General features: G+C 31.3%; 20 protein-coding genes, 1 pseudogene and 1 other annotated feature. Of the genes and pseudogenes, 18 read left to right on the forward strand and 3 right to left on the reverse strand.

Annotated features, from left to right (window positions below):
• The 11 genes and pseudogenes from V7Q02_RS12910 to V7Q02_RS12960 all read left to right on the forward strand — a co-directional run.
• On the forward strand, positions 1-553 hold a 553-nt coding region (locus V7Q02_RS12910; RefSeq protein ID WP_442882170.1), incomplete at its 5' end, for a type I restriction endonuclease subunit R, EcoR124 family.
• Positions 554-752: 199 nt separating this feature from the next.
• Positions 753-2,006, forward strand: a complete 1,254-nt coding sequence (locus V7Q02_RS12915; protein ID WP_333861445.1) for a restriction endonuclease subunit S — start codon at positions 753-755, stop codon at positions 2,004-2,006.
• Between the two features lie 32 nt (positions 2,007-2,038).
• Positions 2,039-3,625, forward strand: coding sequence for a type I restriction-modification system subunit M (locus V7Q02_RS12920; protein WP_333861446.1), 1,587 nt, complete (start codon positions 2,039-2,041; stop codon positions 3,623-3,625).
• An 81-nt stretch (positions 3,626-3,706) separates the two neighbouring features.
• Positions 3,707-4,168, forward strand: a complete 462-nt coding sequence (locus V7Q02_RS12925; protein WP_333861447.1) for an AraC family transcriptional regulator — start codon at positions 3,707-3,709, stop codon at positions 4,166-4,168.
• Positions 4,169-4,237: 69 nt separating this feature from the next.
• Positions 4,238-4,489, forward strand: a complete 252-nt coding sequence (locus tag V7Q02_RS12930; protein ID WP_333861448.1) for a hypothetical protein — start codon at positions 4,238-4,240, stop codon at positions 4,487-4,489.
• Between the two features lie 277 nt (positions 4,490-4,766).
• A complete protein-coding gene (locus V7Q02_RS12935) occupies positions 4,767-5,882 on the forward strand; it encodes a helix-turn-helix domain-containing protein (RefSeq protein WP_333861449.1) in 1,116 nt (371 codons plus the stop codon).
• 173 nt (positions 5,883-6,055) lie between these two features.
• The gene (locus V7Q02_RS12940) at positions 6,056-7,180 is read left to right on the forward strand and encodes a radical SAM protein (RefSeq protein WP_333861450.1); all 1,125 of its coding nucleotides are present in this window, start codon (positions 6,056-6,058) and stop codon (positions 7,178-7,180) included.
• A 133-nt stretch (positions 7,181-7,313) separates the two neighbouring features.
• The gene (locus tag V7Q02_RS12945) at positions 7,314-7,646 is read left to right on the forward strand and encodes a PadR family transcriptional regulator (protein WP_333861451.1); all 333 of its coding nucleotides are present in this window, start codon (positions 7,314-7,316) and stop codon (positions 7,644-7,646) included.
• Between the two features lie 3 nt (positions 7,647-7,649).
• Positions 7,650-8,450 carry a permease prefix domain 1-containing protein gene (locus tag V7Q02_RS12950; protein WP_333861452.1) on the forward strand — a complete coding sequence of 267 codons (801 nt, stop codon included), beginning with the start codon at positions 7,650-7,652 and terminating at the stop codon, positions 8,448-8,450.
• A gap of 46 nt (positions 8,451-8,496) precedes the next feature.
• A pseudogene (locus V7Q02_RS12955) lies at positions 8,497-9,053 on the forward strand (amino acid permease); the annotation flags it as partial.
• A 173-nt stretch (positions 9,054-9,226) separates the two neighbouring features.
• Positions 9,227-9,643, forward strand: a complete 417-nt coding sequence (locus V7Q02_RS12960) for a YjdF family protein (protein WP_333861453.1) — start codon at positions 9,227-9,229, stop codon at positions 9,641-9,643.
• Positions 9,644-9,886: 243 nt separating this feature from the next.
• Here V7Q02_RS12960 and V7Q02_RS12965 read toward each other — a convergent pair whose 3' ends face one another.
• Positions 9,887-10,558, reverse strand: coding sequence for a lactate utilization protein (locus tag V7Q02_RS12965; protein ID WP_333861454.1), 672 nt, complete (start codon positions 10,556-10,558; stop codon positions 9,887-9,889).
• Positions 10,559-10,693: 135 nt separating this feature from the next.
• On the opposite strand from V7Q02_RS12965, the gene V7Q02_RS12970 reads away from it, so the two are divergent.
• A complete protein-coding gene (locus tag V7Q02_RS12970) occupies positions 10,694-11,350 on the forward strand; it encodes a Crp/Fnr family transcriptional regulator (RefSeq protein ID WP_333861455.1) in 657 nt (218 codons plus the stop codon).
• A 68-nt stretch (positions 11,351-11,418) separates the two neighbouring features.
• A complete protein-coding gene (locus V7Q02_RS12975; protein WP_333861456.1) occupies positions 11,419-12,156 on the forward strand; it encodes a DUF1287 domain-containing protein in 738 nt (245 codons plus the stop codon).
• Between the two features lie 108 nt (positions 12,157-12,264).
• On the opposite strand, the gene V7Q02_RS12980 is transcribed toward V7Q02_RS12975, so the two are convergent.
• Together V7Q02_RS12980 and V7Q02_RS12985 are read right to left on the reverse strand one after the other, a co-directional pair.
• Positions 12,265-13,701, reverse strand: a complete 1,437-nt coding sequence (locus tag V7Q02_RS12980; protein ID WP_333861457.1) for a HAMP domain-containing sensor histidine kinase — start codon at positions 13,699-13,701, stop codon at positions 12,265-12,267.
• Positions 13,691-14,371 carry a response regulator transcription factor gene (locus tag V7Q02_RS12985; RefSeq protein ID WP_333861458.1) on the reverse strand — a complete coding sequence of 227 codons (681 nt, stop codon included), beginning with the start codon at positions 14,369-14,371 and terminating at the stop codon, positions 13,691-13,693. The genes V7Q02_RS12980 and V7Q02_RS12985 overlap by 11 nt, the downstream gene beginning before the upstream one ends.
• A 165-nt stretch (positions 14,372-14,536) precedes the next feature.
• Between V7Q02_RS12985 and V7Q02_RS12990 the strand changes: the two genes are divergently transcribed.
• The 5 genes from V7Q02_RS12990 (at position 14,537) to V7Q02_RS13010 (ending at position 20,019) form a co-directional block, all read left to right on the forward strand.
• Positions 14,537-15,271, forward strand: a complete 735-nt coding sequence (locus tag V7Q02_RS12990; protein ID WP_333861459.1) for an ABC transporter ATP-binding protein — start codon at positions 14,537-14,539, stop codon at positions 15,269-15,271.
• Positions 15,252-16,430 carry an ABC transporter permease gene (locus V7Q02_RS12995; protein WP_333861460.1) on the forward strand — a complete coding sequence of 393 codons (1,179 nt, stop codon included), beginning with the start codon at positions 15,252-15,254 and terminating at the stop codon, positions 16,428-16,430. Before V7Q02_RS12990 ends, V7Q02_RS12995 begins: the two co-directional genes overlap by 20 nt.
• Positions 16,431-16,622: 192 nt before the next feature.
• Positions 16,623-17,909, forward strand: a complete 1,287-nt coding sequence (locus V7Q02_RS13000) for a hemolysin family protein (protein WP_333861461.1) — start codon at positions 16,623-16,625, stop codon at positions 17,907-17,909.
• A 49-nt stretch (positions 17,910-17,958) separates the two neighbouring features.
• Positions 17,959-18,159: a binding site (T-box leader), on the forward strand.
• Positions 18,125-19,018, forward strand: a complete 894-nt coding sequence (locus V7Q02_RS13005) for an electron transfer flavoprotein subunit beta/FixA family protein (protein WP_333861462.1) — start codon at positions 18,125-18,127, stop codon at positions 19,016-19,018. It overlaps the preceding feature by 35 nt.
• A gap of 2 nt (positions 19,019-19,020) precedes the next feature.
• Positions 19,021-20,019, forward strand: coding sequence for an electron transfer flavoprotein subunit alpha/FixB family protein (locus tag V7Q02_RS13010; RefSeq protein ID WP_333861463.1), 999 nt, complete (start codon positions 19,021-19,023; stop codon positions 20,017-20,019).
• Positions 20,020-20,147: the final 128 nt, after the last annotated feature.

Here is a 20,147-nt window from a genome sequence, read left to right on the forward strand (position 1 = left end):
GACTCATGTTAAGGATGTGAAAATAGATTATGATTATTTAACTGAATTGGTGGAAAAATTATTGAACCAGGTGCATGAAGGTAAGAGCAAAGAAGCACAAGCTACGAAAGAGAAAATTCATCAATTTGCCAATGGTTTGGAGGACAGAAATTACGCTGCGAAGATAATGAATGCAGTAATGGCTATTATCAAAGGACATTTTCCGACGGAAGGTTCTAATCTTAAATATCCAGTAAAATTGAGAAATAGTGAACAAATTATTCAAGCAGCTAACAATGTAAGCCTTGATAGAATGTTCTTAGATTTTCGAGTGAAGTGGGGAATTACAGATATTATCACAAGTGCTCAGATGCGTGAATTATTTAGTCGTCATCGTTATGGCGTGCAGGATTTAGATGATACTGGTCAAATTCGGGATATAATTGCTAAGGCAAGCTTGGATTATAAGACATTAGCACATAATGAAGAGATACAATCTTTGTCTAAAATCAAGTACCGTAATGGTTTGCGTGATGCTATTTATGAATTAGCTGATGATCAGGCCGAAAGTTAATTTGTCCGATGACTACCATCCGTAATACTCCACTCTTTAGGATGGAGTAAACGGATGCTACGTCCATGGATAAGTTCAACTAGGATTCAGATGAAGTTCAAACTCCATCTAAACCTAAGGCTCACTTGATATCTAATGACACTTTAAAATTAATTATTGAACTGTCGACTATCAATTGACAGCTAAGATAGGAGATAAAATGGATAAAAATAAAACGAATGTACCTAAAATAAGGTTTCCAGGATTCACTGACCCTTGGGAACAGCGTAAGCTTGGTGAAATTGGTGAATTTAAAAATGGAATGAACTTTGATAAATCTGCTATGGGACATGGAAGTCCATTTGTAAATTTACAAAATATATTTGGTAGAAATGTAGTTGATGATTCAGAATTGGGATTAGCAGAGAGTACAAATAATCAGAAAGTGGAGTATTCTTTGATTGAAGGAGATGTCCTGTTTGTACGTTCATCTGTAAAACCCGAAGGTGTCGGTGAGGTTGCATTAGTGCCAAAAACTATGGTAAATACTACGTATTCTGGATTTATTATTAGATTTCGAACAAATTATATGAGCGATAATAATTTTAAAAAATATGTATTTGCTACTAAATTTGTTAGGCGACAAATAATGGCTAAAGCAACCAGTAGCGCTAATACAAATATCAATCAAGAATCATTGTCCAAGATAGGCGTTTATTTACCTGATAACGAGGAACAAGAAAAAATTGGACAATTTCTTTCAAACATTGATAACCTTATCACCCTTCATCAGCGTAAGTTAAATCACTTGCAAGATAAGAAGAAAAGTTTGTTACAAAAAATGTTTCCTAAAAATGGCGAAGATTGTCCAGAACTTCGTTTTCCAGGATTTACTGACCCTTGGGAACAGCGTAAGTTGGGTGAAATAAGCGACTCATTTGAATATGGATTGAATGCAGCAGCGACAGAATTTGACGGAGTAAATAAATATATACGGATAACAGATATTGATGATGAATCAAGGAGGTTCCTTGAAACTGATTTGACTTCTCCTAATGTTGACCTTAGTAATGCAGATAATTATAAATTGAAAAGTGGAGATATTCTTTTTACTCGAACAGGTGCTAGTGTTGGAAAGTCCTATATTTACAAGGAATATGATGGATTAGTGTATTATGCAGGATTTCTGATAAGGGCAAGAATTAAACCAGAGTATGATGCGGAATTTGTATTTCAGAGCACATTAACAAATAAATATAATAAGTACATTCGCATAACTTCACAACGTTCTGGTCAACCGGGAGTTAATGCACAAGAGTATGCAGAATTTAAATTGAGAGTTCCCGAATATGACGAGCAATCAAAAATCGGCTTATTTCTCAAACAGCTTGATAACCTTATCACCCTTCATCAACGTAAGTTAAATCATTTGCAAGAACAAAAGAAAGCATTACTACAACAGATGTTTGTGTAAAATAATTTGAAAAGAGAAAGGAAATAAAAACAATGAGTAATAATCTACAAACAATTACAAGTAAACTTTGGGCTATGGCAAATGAATTACGTGGCACAATGGATGCGTCAGAGTACAAAAACTATATCTTGGCATTTATGTTTTATAGATACCTTTCGGAACATCAAGAGCAGTATTTGGTGGGAAATAATGTTATTGATGTTCGTGATGGAGAATCTATCAATGATGCTTATCTAAAACAAGCGGTAGGTGCAGATTTGGATGACTATTTACAAGATATCTCATCAAGTCTGGGGTATGCAATTGCGCCAAATGATACATGGGAATCCTTGATTAATAAAATTAATGATGCACAAGTTATTCCTAGTGACTACCAGACTATTTTTGATAACTTTAATAAAAATGCGGAATTAAATAAAGAAGCTGTGAAAGATTTTCGTGGTATATTCAACGATATTAACTTGGGAGATTCACGTCTTGGAAGTTCTACAAATGAACGTGCAAAATCACTTAACAATATAGTTAAGTTAGTTGATGGAATTGAATACAAGGGAGATGGTGGAAAAGATATTCTAGGTGAAATCTATGAATACTTAATCGGTCAATTTGCTGCAAGTGCTGGTAAAAAAGGTGGAGAATTTTATACACCTCATCAAGTAAGTAAGATTTTAGCTAAAGTAGTTACGAGCGGCGTAGAAAAATTAGATGAATTCTTTAATGTATATGACCCAACAATGGGGTCAGGTTCCTTACTACTTACTGTTGGACAAGAATTGCCAAAGGGTACTCCTATGAAGTACTTTGGTCAAGAGTTGAATACGACAACTTATAACTTGGCCCGTATGAACTTGATGATGCACAATGTATCTTATAACAATATGACACTAAATAATGCTGATACTCTAGAAAGCGATTGGCCAGATGGACCAGACGGAAAAGGGATTGACCACCCACGTAGTTTTGATGCAGTGGTTGCAAACCCACCATATTCTGCAAAATGGGATAATGATAAAACCAAATTAAAGGACTCACGTTTTAGCGATTATGGGAAATTAGCACCAGCTTCAAAAGCAGATTATGCTTTTATACTACACAGTATATATCATTTAAACAACACTGGAACAATGGCTATTGTTTTGCCTCATGGTGTATTATTTCGTGGCGCAGCGGAAGGCAAAATCCGTCAAACTCTCATTGAAAAAAATTATCTTGATACGGTTATTGGCCTGCCAGCTAACTTATTTTATGGAACAAGTATACCGACGATTATTTTAGTATTTAAAAAGAATCGTAAAATGAAAGATGTATTATTTATCGATGCAAGCAATGATTTTGAAAAGGGAAAGAATCAAAATAACTTAAATGATGAAAATATAGATAAGATCATTAATACATTTAAAGAACGTAAAGATGTTGATAAATATGCCCACGTGGCATCAATTGAGGAAATTAGAAAAAATGATTTTAACTTGAACATTCCACGTTATGTTGATACTTTTGAAGAAGAAGCTCCTATTGATTTAGAAGAAGTAAATAAGCAGTTAGAACAAGATAATAAGGAAATTGCAGAACTTGAAGCAAAGATTAATGAACAGTTGAAAATTTTAGGTGTATTTTAAGTGCTTAAAGACACTAAAAATACTATTGGTAAGGCTCAAAAGAAGTTATTTATTCTTTAAAGGAGGCAAAGAGAGTAAATTATGAATATTAAGATTGAAAAGATGCCAACATATCGAATTGCTTTCATAAGGAATATTGGTCCTTATGGAATTAGTAATGTACAAACAATGGAAAAATTAAAAAAATGGACAAAAGTTAACCATTTATTTAATGATAAATCCATAATTTTTGGAATTGCTCAGGATAATCCTGAAACTACTAAACCTGAAAATTGTCGTTATGATGCTTGTATTGTTATTTCAAACTGTTATTTAATAACTGACAGATATGTAAGAGAAGGTAATATTGTTGGAGGAAACTATGCTATTTTTAAAATTAATCATACAACAGAAGCAGTTCAGAAAGCATGGATTGATATTTTCCCGGAATTATCAAGGCAAGGATATCAATTTGATAAAACAAGACCAATCATGGAAAGGTATATAGTGCAAATGGTTAATAATCATCATTGTGAAATTTGCGTACCTATACTATTAGAGTAATAATTGGATAATTTCAAGTTAAGTTATATCATATCTTTTTTGTAAAGATAAATTGAGGGAAGTGATATTTTGTTAAACAAGCTTTTTCAACGTTTAAAGGAGAATCATTGGGAAATGATATTTTTTACTGTAAAAATAGAAGAATATTGTGCTATAAAATATAAACTTATGAGTAATGGGATTAAAGTAAAGACTAAGATAATAAGGCATAAAGGAATTAGAAATCCTATAGCTGCTGGTGGAAGTAGAAATGAATACTATGAAATATATATCCAGCCTAAAGAAATAGAAAAGGCTAATAAAATTATTCATAGCCAGTAAATAATGAAATCATTCATTATAATTCGGAAATAGGTACGATGAGGATGTATTTCAAGTACGGATGAATATCTGTATCAGGCAAAAATAAATAAGGATGATGTAGTGAGAAAAAATAAAAAATACTGAAGATTATTTATATCCAGCCTTGCTTAAAAAGACGCAGGGCTTTAATTATTGAAGGAAGTTTCCTGCAAGTTAACTTATTCCGTTAAAATCAACTATAAATCCATCGACAGTGAATAAATTAATGCATAAAATGTCATTAGAGGTGGTAGATATGAAAGAGTTAAATATAGGTAAATGTATTATTCAAAAAAGAAAAGAAAAGGGAATAACACAAGAGCAGTTAGCAGCTTATATGGGTGTTTCTAAGGCATCTGTTTCCAAGTGGGAATCAGGATTAAGTTATCCTGATATTTTACTTCTCCCTGAACTTGCAGCATATTTTAATGTTTCAGTGGATGAATTATTAGGATATTCTCCACAACTTACAAAGGAAGACATTAAAAAAAATTATAGTGAATTTTCACATGAATTTGTTACAAGACCATTTGAGGAGATAATGGAACAGTGTGACAAAATGATAAAGAAATACTATTCTTGTTTTCCGTTTTTGTTGTCCATGATTCAATTATTATTGAACTATTTACCTTTAGCAAAAACTGAAGATATAAGAAAAGAAGTTCTTGATAAATGTATACTGTTAAGTCAGAGAGTAAAAGAGGAATCAGAGAATATTTCTGATATAAAGACTGCCAATACCATGGAAGCACTGGCAGAGATGATGAAAGGGAATAGTAAAGAAGTTATTAGATTATTAGATAATAAATTAACTCCCTATAGCGGAGATGATGTTATGCTAATTAATGCATATCAAATGCTTGGAGAAGGTGATCAAGCAGATGTTGTTAATCAGATATTGCTATATCAAAATATAATAAATATATTAACATTGTTAACCAATTATCTTTCCATGCACATGACAGAGCCAGTTTTATTTGAGCAAATATATTCCCAGGGCGTTCAAATTATTGATTCTTTTCAGATGAAAGAGATTTTGACCAATGCAGTTTTTGGAATTCATATTGTTGCTGCACAGGGGTATTTGATTCAGAAGAATGAAGAAAAGGCAATAGAGGCATTGGAAAAATATGTAGACACTGCCTGTGGATATCAATATCCATTGAGATTAAAGGGATGTGGATATTTTACCCAGATAGATAAATGGCTTGAAGATAATATTTGTATCGGAACAAACACTCCCTTGGATGAGACAATAATTAAGAAAAATTTTATTAAGGCAGTTACTGAAAATCCTGCATTCGCATCCTTGAAAGAAAATGAAAAGTACAATATGCTTATTAAAAAATTGAAGAGAAAATTAGATGATTAATAACATTTATTATTTTATGTGCATTAGGAATATTTATGAGAATTTTTAACAAAAAATTTTGTAGAAGTAGATGAAACTCATTATAATATTGAAATTGATGTTGTAAAAAACTTTATAATCTAATATCATTTGAGTTAACAGAAAACTTATTAAATATTAGAGGAGTATATACTATGAAAATTTCAAAAAAAGATGCATTAATGTGGTTTGAATTTTTTTCTATGTTGCCAGAGGAACAGGAAATTATGACAAAGCAGCAAGAAATTATTTACTCTACTTTTGCACAAATTGAGGCAGCCATCGATTATAGAAATGAGTTGTTAATGTCAAAGATTAAAAGTTTAAAAACGTTAGAGAATAGAACTTTTTTTGTGGGAAATGAAAATAAATTTCCTAAAGGATGTCGCTCTTGTCTGCTTGGAACTGGCTTAAGTGCAATTAGGAAAACAAATAAGTGCAATATAGAGTGTAAATTCTGTTATAATTATGGAGAATTAGATTATATACCTCCAGTTGGCGAAGGTATGTGGGAAATTGGAGGAACAAAATTTTATGAGAAGGATATTGATTTACTTCTTTCCATTCATGAAAAACCCACCGGTATTTCCTATGTATATTTAGAGCCATTTATGGAGATTGAAAAATACTATTCAATAATAAAGAAATTTAGTAATGCTAAAATTCATCAACATTTATACACAAATGGTATTTTAGCTTCGGAAAAGACATTGAAAGCATTAGGTGAAGCTGGCCTTGATGAAATTCGCTTCAATCTTGGGGCTTCAGGGTGTTCGGATAAAGTAATTAAAAATATTGGCATAGCCAAAAAATATATTAAAAATGTAGGCATTGAAACTCCTATGACTCCTGAATTTTTTCAAGCCTTTTTTAAGAAAAAGCAGTCTATCTTGGATACAGAACTTGATTTTATAAATTGTGCGGAATTACATTTAAATGGAAATAATATAGACAATTATTATGGGGAAAATATGTATATTTGCAGACATGGTTACATATCTCCAATTTGGAGTAGGGAATTAACTTTGAAATTCATGAAAATGGCCGATGAAGAAAAGTGGGATTTAGTAGTTCATGATTGCTCAAACCATACCAAATTTGCCAGAGGTCTAAATTTGAGCTGCAAAGAAGGTAAGTGGTTTGGAGCCAGTGATTATGCCTGTGAGTTCTCCAGAATTCCATACGCAGTATTTTTACCAATACTGCGTGATGATAATTTCAAATTTTTAAGTGAAGAAGAATTGCCTGAGGATTATAAACCAGGAGAGATGATTTTTTAGAGGTAATTGTGATTTTATTTTTCATTTATGGATAGTTATGAAGATCATATATTCAAAATTACTTAATTACTATATAGTACTTTACACTATATAGTAATTTGTGGTATATATAATTATGAGGAAGTGATATTTATTGGAAGTAAATAAAGAGATGATAAAAGGGTACATAGAAAGTATAATATTATCACTACTTAAAAGTAATGATTTATATGGTTATGAAATTTCAAAAAAAATTAGAAGCACGAGTAAAGAAAAATTTGAAATTAAGGAAGGTACTTTATATGTGGTGTTAAAAAGGCTGGAAAAGAATGAATTGGTTTATTCTTATTGGGGTGATACAGAAAGTAATGGGGGAAGAAGAAGGTATTATAAAATAACTGATAAAGGTAAAAAGTATCTTAGTGAAAAGAAAGGGCAGTGGATATTCTTTAAAAATATTATTGATATTTTTTTTAAGGAGGTATAATTTATGGATAAACTAGACAGATATATTAATTCAATCTGCAGCAAATTAAAAGGCAGAAGTGAAGAAATTACTATAGTGAGACAAGAAATGAAGAATCACTTATTACAATCTATAGAGGAATTAAGAAAGCAAGGAAAGTCCCAAGATGAAAGTATTGATATTGCTATAAATAAATTTGGACAAGTGGAGATATTAAAAGAACAATTTAAAAAAGTATATACTATTGAAAAAAGTTTTTCAAGAAAAATTATCAATATAGCATTTATATTATTAATTATAGGTTTATTGTGTTTATTATTTCAAAATTTTATTAGATATGGGTCAGGACACTTAGATACAAAAGTATTATATGATGTACAAGATATAATAAAAAGTGATAACGATGTGTCAAAGGATAAGTTAAAGGCTTTGTTTGAAGAGAATAGTAATAAGTTTAAATTTTACAATAAAGAATTAAAATATATAGCAGTATTCAAATATCCGAAAAATTATAATGGCAGCATAGATAAAGACTCTTTTGAAGATGCAGAAAGCATATATCCAAGCTATACTCAGCTCAATACCGATTTGAAGAAAATGGGATATATATCAAATGCTTGTTCAGGTAAAGAATATTTAACGATTAACGATAAATGGTATATTTCTGTTCATTACATCACACCAAAAATTCAATGGATTCAATATGGAATTAATAATATTTTAAATATGTTTATAATTATATGCCTGTTGTCAAGTATGATTTTATCTATAATTTCCTTTTTTCTTAATATGTATCATAAAAGAAAAGTTGAACTTATATCATAAATTTATGATATAAGATACTCTAAGATATTTTAGTTAAATTACTGTAAGCCCATTTGTACAGGTATTTGCAGCAGTGGGAATTGCAGCAGCAAGTATTGTAAATTTTGTGGTTTTAACATCCGCGGCCTCTGCCTGTAACAGTGGAATATTTAGTACAAGCCGTATGGTTTATTCTCTTTCCCAAGAAGGTAATGATCCTAATTCAATGAAAAAGTTAACTTCTAATAAAGTACCTTCTAATGCTTTGATGTTTTCAGCAGCTGTTATTTTAATTTCAGTTATTTTGAGTTATATCATGCCAGAAGGAGTATTTGTACTTATTACAAGTATATCAACCTTTTGTTTTATTTTTATCTGGGGAATTATGGTGATTTGCCATTTAAAATACCGTAGAACTAATCCTGAACTTGCCTCAAAAAGCAAATTTAAAATGCCTTTTTATCCAATTACCAGCTACATAGTTTTGGCATTTATTGCTTTTGTATTAGTTGTTTTGACACTGAATGAAGAGACCGTGTGGCTCTATTTGTAACGCCTGTGTGGTTTATAATGCTTGGTATAATCTATAAAGTACTTAAACTAAAGACTAAAAAAGAAAATTAAATAATAATTTATGGTATAATATTTGTAAATATTATTATTTTATAGATTAGAGATAAAAACACAGTTTTGGTTGGTAGTCCAAACCTATCCATATTGTTATGGATAGAAGTAACCTTCCCTCCTGGGGTCGTCCTTTCTCTATGTTAATATTTGTTTTACAGGAGGAAAATAAAATGGAAGTAAGTATTAGTTTTACTGTATTTTTTGAAGATGCCTTTTGGGTGGGAGTTTTTGAACGGGTATCCTTTGATAAATATGAAGTTTCAAAAGTTGTATTTGGTTCTGAACCGAAAGATTATGAGATATATGATTTTATATTAAGGCACTTTTGGAATTTGAAATTCAGCAACTCTCTACCGATAAATGAACTTAAATGCAAAAGGGTAAATCCTAAAAGACTTCAGAGGGAAATCAAAAAACAAACAGAAGCTAAGGGTATGGGAACAAAAGCACAACTTGCAGTGAAATTACAATATGAACAAAACAAATTAGAAAAAAGAAAAAACCTGAAGGAAAAGAGCTATAGAGAAAAGGAAAGAAAATTTCAATTATACCAGCGTAAAAAGAAAGAAAAACGCAGGGGACATTAATCTATAATTTTTATATTGAGGTAATAAAAAACTTGAATATCAGTAATAGGTTATCCTTAAATAATTGGTATTTTCCTAAAAGTAATGAAGTATATGCGAATTTAATAAGACTTACTAGACGCCTTTGGGGAATCCCCCCTAAAGGTGTCTAGTAAAAATAGGTTAAAAACCTACATATTTTAATAATTATAATCAAATTGATAGTTTACGGCTAATTCCACAGCTTATTTCAACATTCCAAATTTAAAATCCCAGAGATTCACCAACAAGAATAATTTTTATTCTTCCAGGCGTTTTACACATTCTTGTTTCAACAATGTAAGAGCAAATACAATCCTTTGCTTTACAATTTCCACAAGTTCCATTTACAACACAAGGTGTCATTTCTACAGGATGCAGAAATGGGTCTGAGGAACATCGCTGTGCATTGATAGGAGCTGCGTATGTTCTAACCCTTATTATTGCATCCTCAATAGTTTTACAAACTTTATTTATTCCAATGACAGCTATGACACTTTTGGGGCCAAAGGTAATTGCGGCTACCCGATTGCCAACGCTGTCTATATTGATTAATACACCATCTTCACTAATTGCATTGAAACTTGTCAAATAGGTATCACACAATAATGATTGACGCATTAAATCATATCGTTCATTCATTGTCTGGGCTTTGTCACGATCGATTATAATGAAATTACCTTGATATATTCGTTCAATTAGCCCAATCTCTTCAAGTGTAACTGATCCTCCCCATGATACAGATGAAGATTGTGGTATAAGTGATAATGCTTTTTCGGCAGCATCTATGGCATTGTTACAATAATATGCTTCAAATTTCCTGCTTTGCAGGTTTTTAATTAGTTTAGTAGCCAAAAGCTTATTTCTTGCCTTTATAGGATTATTTTTTTCTTTCATTTTTCTCCTCCATTCTAGTTGATAAAAACGTTTTTATAGGATTATTTTTTGTCAGATACTTTCGCATTTTTTATAAGTATAGTATTATACAAATAGAAAGTATGTTGCACATGCAACGGGAAAAGAGGTATTCCTGTGGATGATTTAGATATTTTGGTGCGATCACATTTGTTTTCTGGTATTGAACCGAATGATATTCAAAAAATGCTCATATGTTTATCTGCAATGCGTAAAGAATATGAAAAGGGTGAAATGGTTGTCTGCGAAGGTGATTCTGTTAATGATATTGGTATTATACTGAAGGGTAGTGCCCGAAGCACTAAATTGAGTATTACAGGTAAACAAATTATTGTTTCACTACATTATCCAGGTGGATATACTGCCATCTTAACAGCTGCTAGTGGTAAGCGTAAGTGCCCCATGTCGGTACAGGCACTGGAATCTCTTACTGTTCTTTTTATTCCTGTGAAAAATGTGTTAAGTCGTTGTACAAAACTTTGTGCAGCTCATGAACAATTGCTTTTCAACCTTTTTGACAGTATTGCAGAAAGGGCCCTGGAGTTACATGATCGTAATGATTGTCTCATTATGCCAACCATTCGTGATAAAGTTTTAACTTACTTAACTAAGGTTTGCTATGAATCCAAAGCACGGATTGTTAGGATACCATTTAATAGAGAAGCTATGGCTGGTTACTTAAATGTAGATCGTAGTGCTTTGTCTAGAGAACTTGCACGGATGAAACGAGAAGGGCTAATTGATTTTTATAAGAATAAGTTTGAATTATTTTAGTATTTATAGTAAAAGAGCACAGGATTTGATAATATCACTATCACAATATAGTGACAAGGAGGTAACAAATGAAAAAAAGGTTTTTTGTTATATTTTTAGCTTTCATTTGTTTAATTGGTCTAAGCGTTCACGTTTTTAAACACAAAAATATATTTTACAGTAAGAATACAAAGAAAGTGCATACTGAAAATTTAGTTATCCCCAAAAATAAGGAAACAATTGATGAAAAGTTAAGAAAAGTAATAGTATTAGTGGATTCAGACAAGGATAAGGACGGCATAAAGGATCAGGAAGATATTGTTCTTGGAGCCAGAAAAGAAGCAGATAAAAGGGTAAAGTACAAAAGTGGATATTATGTAGGTGGATATCCTCCTGAAAATGAAGGGGTATGCACTGACCTGGTATGGAGGGCTTTTAAGGAAGCAGGTTATAATTTGAAGGATATGGTGGATGAGGATATAAGAAATCATCCCGATGATTACAATAGAATTCAAGGTAATCCCGATCCCAATATAGATTTTAGGAGGGTTCCTAACCTCTATGTTTATTTTAAAAAATATGCATTAAATATCACTACTGAATTGAAACCAAATGATATAGAAAACCTAAAGAAATGGCAGCCAGGAGATATTGTAACTTTTGAGAATAGTGAACATATAGCCATAATTTCTGATAAAAGAAGGGAAGATGGTATTCCCTACATAATACATAATGTACCGCCATGTGCCAGAGAGGGCGATGAAATTATGTATTGGATGCCTAGAATAACTGGTCATTTTAGATTTCCTAAATTAAGTGATTCTTAGGTTCAGGTGGAGTTTGCTATAGAGAAATACTTATCTCCCACTTTGAAGAAGATGGAAGTATTAGCAATGGTAGCGTTGGGATGAAAAGAACGTTATTATTCTTACGGTTTAGTTTACAGGTATTGATACTGTAAAAGTAATGATATGTTTCTCATAATTTGCCCATATGTTTCCACCATGTTTTTCAATTATACTTTTAGTTATGGAAAGCCCCAATCCCGAGCCTTCATCAGTATTTGTACGAGATACATCTGTCCTGTAAAATTTTTCGAATAATATATTTAAATTTTCCACTTTTAAATTTTCACATCTATTGTTTATGCTGATTACAACTTTTTTGTCATGTTGTATTAAAGATACATGCACATTTGAAGGCTTGAAGCTGTATTTTAAAGCATTATACATCAGATTATTCAAAGCTCTTACGAATAGATTAATATCCACTGTAACCATTATACTTTCAGTACATATATTATCTATAATTTTTAATTTTGAATTTTCAAAGGCGATTTCAAATTCATCAATTAACTGATAGATAAGCTCATTTAAACATATGGCAGATGAATGTAATTTTACACTGCTGTCGTTTAATTTTGTGAACATGAATAAATTGTCCGTGAGTTTTTTCATGGTTTCAGCTTTTTTCAAGCATATACCGATAAATCTTTTCATTTCTTCCTGGGATTTATATTCAGAGTTTTTTATAATTTGCAGAAATCCAATTATACTTGTGAGTGGACTTCTTATATCATGGGCTACATTGGTTATAAGTGAGTTTTTAGAGCCTTCAATTCTCTTCTCGTTCTCAACTTTTTCATTTATCTTATCTGCCATAAAATTTATATTTTTACATATCTCAGATAGTTCGTCATGTCCTTTTTTACGTATTTTAAAATTCAAATTTTCATTTGCAATTATTTTTATTCCATGGCAAATTTCGTTTATATATTTCATCCTATGATGGGTTATTATCAAAAATAATAACATACATAAAGAAAGCATTATTATAATACTTTTAAATTCAAATAAAAGCATCTTTGAATCATTAGGTGCATTTCTAGGAGAGGCGGTAATCCAGAGTATGGAAGTAGTATTATATGTTTTTATAGGCATTTTATATATATAGTAATTATATCTGGTGAAATCTCCTGCAGAGGTATAATATTTTAAAAAGTCTGAGTATGATTCCTCTAAATTTAAATTTTTTGGAAGTCTGGATGAATTATATAATATATTGCTTTTAGAATCCACCGCAACAAAGCCAAGTTTGTATTTTGAATACTTGGATTCATATCTGGACAGCACAGCTTTGTATGTGGATTCACTATTAAAATCCACAGAGCTTGTAGTTAAACTTATATTAAGAGAAATATGTAATAATTCCCCAAAGCTATAGTTATAATTTTGAAATTTATGGGGATGTTTTTGAGATGCAAAACTTATATAAGTTGAATATACTGATTCATATATCATAAAGCTTGCAATTAGTGAAAATATAAATGTTATTATGAATTTGCTTTGAATACCAATTATTTTAACTTTCAATTTTATAACCAACTCCCCATACAGTTTTTATGTAATCTTTCTTTATCTTTTGTCTCAATCTTCTTATATGCACTGTAACAGTTCTGTTAAGTTCCATGTAAGGCTCCTTCCATACATTTTCATATATTTGTTTTATACTCAGTACATTGTTTTTGTTTTTTGCAAGAAAAGTTAAAATCTCAAATTCATGAGGAGTGAGATTTATTTTATTATCATCTATTTTGACAATGTGTTTATCTGTATCTATAAGCATGTCCTGTATTTTAATAAAATTTGAATTGCCATGAAAATTTGAATTAAATTCCTTATATCTCCTTAAATGGGATTTTATCTTTGCAATTAACAGCATCGGGTTAAAAGGTTTTGAAATATAGTCATCTGCTCCGATGGTAAGTCCCATTATCTTATCTGCATCATCAATTTTGGCAGATAGTATTATTATAGGTAGATTCAACTCTTCCCTTATTTTCATACATGCCATCATGCCATCCATTCTTGGCATCATAATATCTAAAAGTATCAGATCTATTTTATGGGTTTCTAAAATTTCAAGTGCCTCTACTCCATCTTTTGCACAGAGATAATCTATATTTTGATTTTTTAGCATTATGGCCAGAAGTTCGCGTATATTTTCATCATCATCTACAATTAAAACTACATTTTTGTCCATGTGGAAATTCACCTTTCATATTGTATCTACATTTATTATATACACTTTTTTCTTTCTCTGGAGGATTGTAATAAAATCTTAATAAATAGTACTGATTTTGTAATAAAAAATATACTAGCTTTGTAATATGGATACATTATAATGAAGTAATTATATTAAAAGGATGTGAACTTCTTGGAAGTATTAAAATTAGAAAATCTGTCAAAGGGTATAGGAAAAAGAGAAATTGTAAAGAATTTAAATTTAACTGTAAATGAAGGTGAGATATTTGGATTTTTAGGACCTAATGGTGCAGGAAAGACCACAACTATAAAAATGATTGTGGGATTTTTAAAACCTACTAAAGGTGAAATTTACGTATATGGAAAGAGTATTAAAAATAATAGGGCAAGCTTTATAAGTAGTATAGCGGCCATAGTGGAAGCACCGGATATGTATCCCTATTTAACTGGAATTGAAAATTTAAAGCAGCTGGCAAGGATGGATAAAAATGTTACTCAATCAGACATAGAGCAGGCCGTAAAGTTAGTTGGACTGGAAGATAGGATAGATGATAAATTTAAAAAGTACTCCCTTGGAATGAAACAGAGACTTGGGCTTGCACAGGTTCTTATGGGAAATAAAAAGGTGTGGATATTAGATGAACCTACTAATGGCCTTGATCCAAGTGGGATGATTTATTTTAGGAATATATTTAAAAAATATTCAAGAGATAAGAAAGTTACTATATTTATATCATCCCATATACTTGGAGAGATGGAAACCATGTGTGATAGGGTGGCCTTTTTAAATGAAGGTGAAATCAAGGGAGTAGAGGATATAACTAATATAAAGGGAACTCTTGAAAAAAGATATATGGAAGTTGTGGGGGGAGAAAAAGATGATTTCTGCAATAATTAAGAATGAAATTATTAAAATATTTCACAGAAAGAAATTTTTTATATGTTCTATTATATTATTATTTGTGGCTATATTGTCAATAATAGTTGTGAATAGTAGAAATGGAGAAAAAGGGCTTGAAAAAGCAAAGAATGTACAACAATACTACAAGGAGCAAAAAAAATCAGTAAACGATAAGGAAAAGCTTGCTGAAATTCAGGAGCATATAGATGGTATTGACAATATGATAAAAGACTATGAATTTGAAAAAAGCCATCCTCTGGTATGGAAAGATACTTTGAAAAAAGATGTAAAACTTATGGAAAGTGTTGATGACAGTAAAATAGAAGGGGTGAGAAAAGAACAGAGAAAAGAAGAAATTGCCTATAAAAAATATCTATTGAATAATAATATAAAGCCAATTAGTGAACTTAAGGCTACAGGATATTTATTATTTAATAATTACATTATGATTTTGGAATACGGTATGATAGTTATATTTTTAGCAGTAGTTTTTATGGCAGTAGATAGTGTTTCCAGTGAATATGCACCTCCCACATTAAAACTTTTACTTTTAAGACCTGTTACAAAGTCAAAACTTATATTTGGAAAATTTTTAGCTTGTACTATTTCGACTTCTGCACTTGTAGCTATTTTTGATCTTCTATTTTTATTATTTGGAGAATTTGTATATGGCTTTGACAGCTTCAAGTATCCAGTTCCTATAGGGCCGGCCTTTAAACACAGCAGTATACAAAATATGGACTTGCATAAATTTATAGCTGTCATCCCAGGCACTTCAAGTATTATGCCTCTTTATAAATTTTTAATTGAATTTATGATTTTACAGATAATTTTTATAATTGCAGCTACAAGTTTTTGTATTCTAGTATCTACTCTAATCACAAATAATGCAGCGGCCACATCTACAGCTATACTATTTGGGGCCATTTACATAATATTTTCAAATATTCCTGCATTATCTGATGTGTCATATATCAAGCCGGCATTTTTTATAGCACTTGGAAATCCCAGAACTATAATAACAAGGCAAATTGTACAAGATACAGGGGCGTACTATATAAATACCTTATCTGCCAGTTTAATAATGATTGCATGGACTATATTTTTTTTAACATGGAGCATCATTGCAGCTGGAAAAAGGGAAGAATATATTTAGAACTTTTTCGTGATAAGGGAAACGGATAAATATGAGGTGGGAATGCAGGAAAATGTATCTCAACCTATATAAAATACAAGGTACCTTTCTTTTGTTCGATATTGTTAAAGAAATAAAAATATGATAGTATTGGTCATAGCCTATCTATTTATAATTATGGATAGGCGATTTCAGAAAGGAAGTTATATTTATATGGTTTTTTTAATAAATATGATTATTGTGTTTTTACTTATATTAATGAATGCTTTTTTTGTTGCTGCGGAATTTGCAGTAGTAAAAGTTAGAAGATCCAGAATAGAAACCTTGGTGGCGGAAGGAAAAAGAAATGCAAAATTTACTTTAAAGGTAATTAAGGATTTAAATTCATATTTATCTGCATGTCAATTGGGAATAACTTTAGCATCTTTGGGACTGGGATGGGTAGGAGAACCTGCTGTTGCCAGTGTACTTATGCCTTTATTTAATTTGTTTCATCTTCCGGAGGGAGTAGTGCATTCTATTTCTCTTGTTATTGGTTTTTCAATAATAACGGCTTTTCACATAGTACTTGGTGAATTGACTCCTAAATCGCTAGCTATTATAAATACAGAAAAGATAGCCATGTATACATCTCTCCCTCTTATTATATTTTATAAGGCAACCTATCCTATAATGTGGGCATTTAACCACAGTACTGATTTAGTGCTTAAGATATTCGGGATTTCGCAGTGGGATGACCATGAGACAGCGTACACTGATGATGAAATAAAACTATTACTTGAAGAAAGTTATAAAAGTGGATTGATAGACAAGACAGAATTAACCTTTGTGGATAACATATTTGATTTTTCAGAGAAGACTGTGAAAGATATTATGGTACCACGTACTGATATGACCTGCATTTTTTCAGGGGATTCCATAGAAGATATTATAAAAGTTTTCATGGAAAGACAGCACACCAGATATCCTGTCTGCACAGATAACAAGGATAACGTTATTGGATTTATACATATAAAGGATCTGTATAAACAACAGATTCAAGGAGATAAAAATATAAAGGATATTATTAGAAAAGTTAAATTTATTCCAAAGTGGATGTCTATAAGTGATTTGCTGAAGATGTTTAAAAAGGAAAAGTCCCAGATAGCCATAATTATTGATGAATATGGAGGAACACTTGGGCTGGTTACAATTGAAGATATTTTGGAAGAAATTGTAGGGGAAATTCAGGATGAATTTGATGAAGAAGGAGCAGAAATAAATAAAACTGAAGACAATAAGTATGTTGTGGATGGGAAACTTATTCTTGAGGATATAAATGATCTTCTTGAAATTGATATCCAGTCTGAAAATGTTGATACTCTGGGAGGGTGGATTTATTCTAAATTGGATTCATATCCAAAGGTGAATGATAAGATTAACTATGAAAATTATCAATTCACTGTGCTAAAGTGTAATAAGAAAAGAATAAGCAAGATTTTAATTGAAAAACTCAAGTAAGTTTTTATTGACATAAGATTAAATTTATAGTAGACTGTTTTTCAAGTAGACAAAGGCGATGATAAGATAAAGTAGATATGTCAAGTATTTTAAAGAGAGTGGGATAAAGATGGAAACCCATAAATACACATTTCGAAAATCATCTTGAAGCTGTAGGCTGAAATTGAAGTAAGTTGATCCGGTTATGTAAATCGTTATTTAAATCAAGTAAAAAAATGGGTGGTACCGCGGCAGACATTTCGCCCCAGCGAAATAGGTCTGTTTTTTTATTTGCCATTTATTTCATAGAAAGGATAGGAGCTTTAATGAATATTATAGTTTTAGTTAAACAGGTTCCAGATATGGAAAAAGTAAAATTTGACAGAGAAAAGGGAGTAGTAGATAGAAGCTCTGCCAGTGCAGAAATCAATCCTTTTGATTTAAATGCCCTGGAAACTGCAGTTCAAATAGCTGAAAGTATTGATGCAAAGGTTACTGCTGTGAGCATGGGGCCTCCAAGTACGGAAAATGCATTAAAAGAGTGTATTGCAAGGGGAGCCCATGAAGGGGTGCTTATAAGTGATGGAAAATTTGGGGGTTCGGATACAAAGGCAACTTCTACAATACTTGCAGGTGCCATTAAAAAATTGGGAGCTTATGATCTGGTAATCGCTGGAGAAAAGACGGTAGATGGAGATACAGGACAGGTGGGTCCTGAAGTTGCAGAATTTTTAAATATACCTCATGCAAGCTATGTAAGTAAAATTACAGGAATGAATGAAAATAGTATGGAGTTACATTCTGAAATCTGGGAAGGAACTTATTTGAAAAGCATAAAATTTCCATGTCTTATTACAGTTACTAAGGATATAAATCTTCCAAGATTACCTTCTTTTAAAAATAAGATGAAAGCTAGAAAAGCAGAGATTGAGATATTAAAGCTTGAGGATTTAAAAGAATTTTTGCATGAAGATAGTGTTGGATTTAAAGGATCACCTACAAAGGTAAAAAAGATAGAAATTCCCCAAATAGAAAAAAGGCAGGGCAAGATTTACAGGGAGTCAGATACCGTTAAGGCAGAGAATGAATTAATTGATATATTTAAAAAGATTAAGGTTTTGGAGGTATAGCAGTGGATAAGGAATATAGTGGTATATTGGTATTTGCGGAACAAAAAAATGGACAAATTCATAAAGTCAGCTATGAACTTCTGGGAAAAGCCAGGCAGCTTTCTGATAAATTAAATGCTCCGGTGTATAGTGTTGTGCTTGGAGCAGATGGTGTAGAGGCTGAAGAACTTATATATAGGGGAGCAGATAAGGTATTTTATGTACAGGATGACATTTTTAACCTACCGGAAGAAGTAACCTATACAATTAACCTGAAAAATTTAATTGAAGATATCAAACCTGAAGTTTTTTTGATTGGTGCCACTACCTTGGGAAGATCACTAGCTCCTAGACTGGCAGCATCTTTAAATACAGGACTTACAGCAGATTGTACAGGCCTTGAAATTGATGAAGACGGAAAATTGGTTCAGATAAGACCAGCTTTTAGTGAAAATATATTGGCCCATATAAAAACGCACACATATCCCCAGATGGCTACAGTGAGATATAAAGAATTTGACGAGGGTATAAGAGATGATAAAAGACAGGGAGATATTTTAAAGGTAGAAGCTTTAAAACCTGAAAATGAATTGGTAAAAGTAATAACACAGCTTAGATCCCAGGAAATCAATATATCTGATGCAGATGTAGTAGTAGCAGCAGGCAAGGGGTTGAAAAAGGCAGAAGATATGGATATGTTAAGGGAGTTAGCCAGTTTATTGGGAGGTGTAGTTGGAGCCAGCAGGGAGATAGTTGAAGAAGGGTTTATATCTAAGGACTTTCAAGTAGGATACAGTGGTAACAGGGTAAAACCCAAATTATATATAGCTTGTGGAATTTCAGGGGCACCACAGCACCTGGCAGGAATGAAAGAATCAGGTTTTATTGTTGCAATCAATACAGATCCTTCAGCTCCTATATTTAATATAGCAGACTATGGAATAGTTGATGATATGTATAAGGTTATACCTGATTTGATTACTAAAATAAAAGAAAGCAATTTAGAAACTATAAATTGTTAAATAATAAAGAAAAAAGGGATATGATGGATTAAAAGGGAATTTAAGAAAATGATAAATAGTTTCTTTAAAAAATAAGGTGAAATTTAGATATTATTGTTGAAAATTCTAAAAATTATATGTAAAATTAT

This window comes from Clostridium sp., from assembly GCF_036781005.1.
Lineage (GTDB): Bacteria > Bacillota > Clostridia > Clostridiales > Clostridiaceae > Clostridium_B.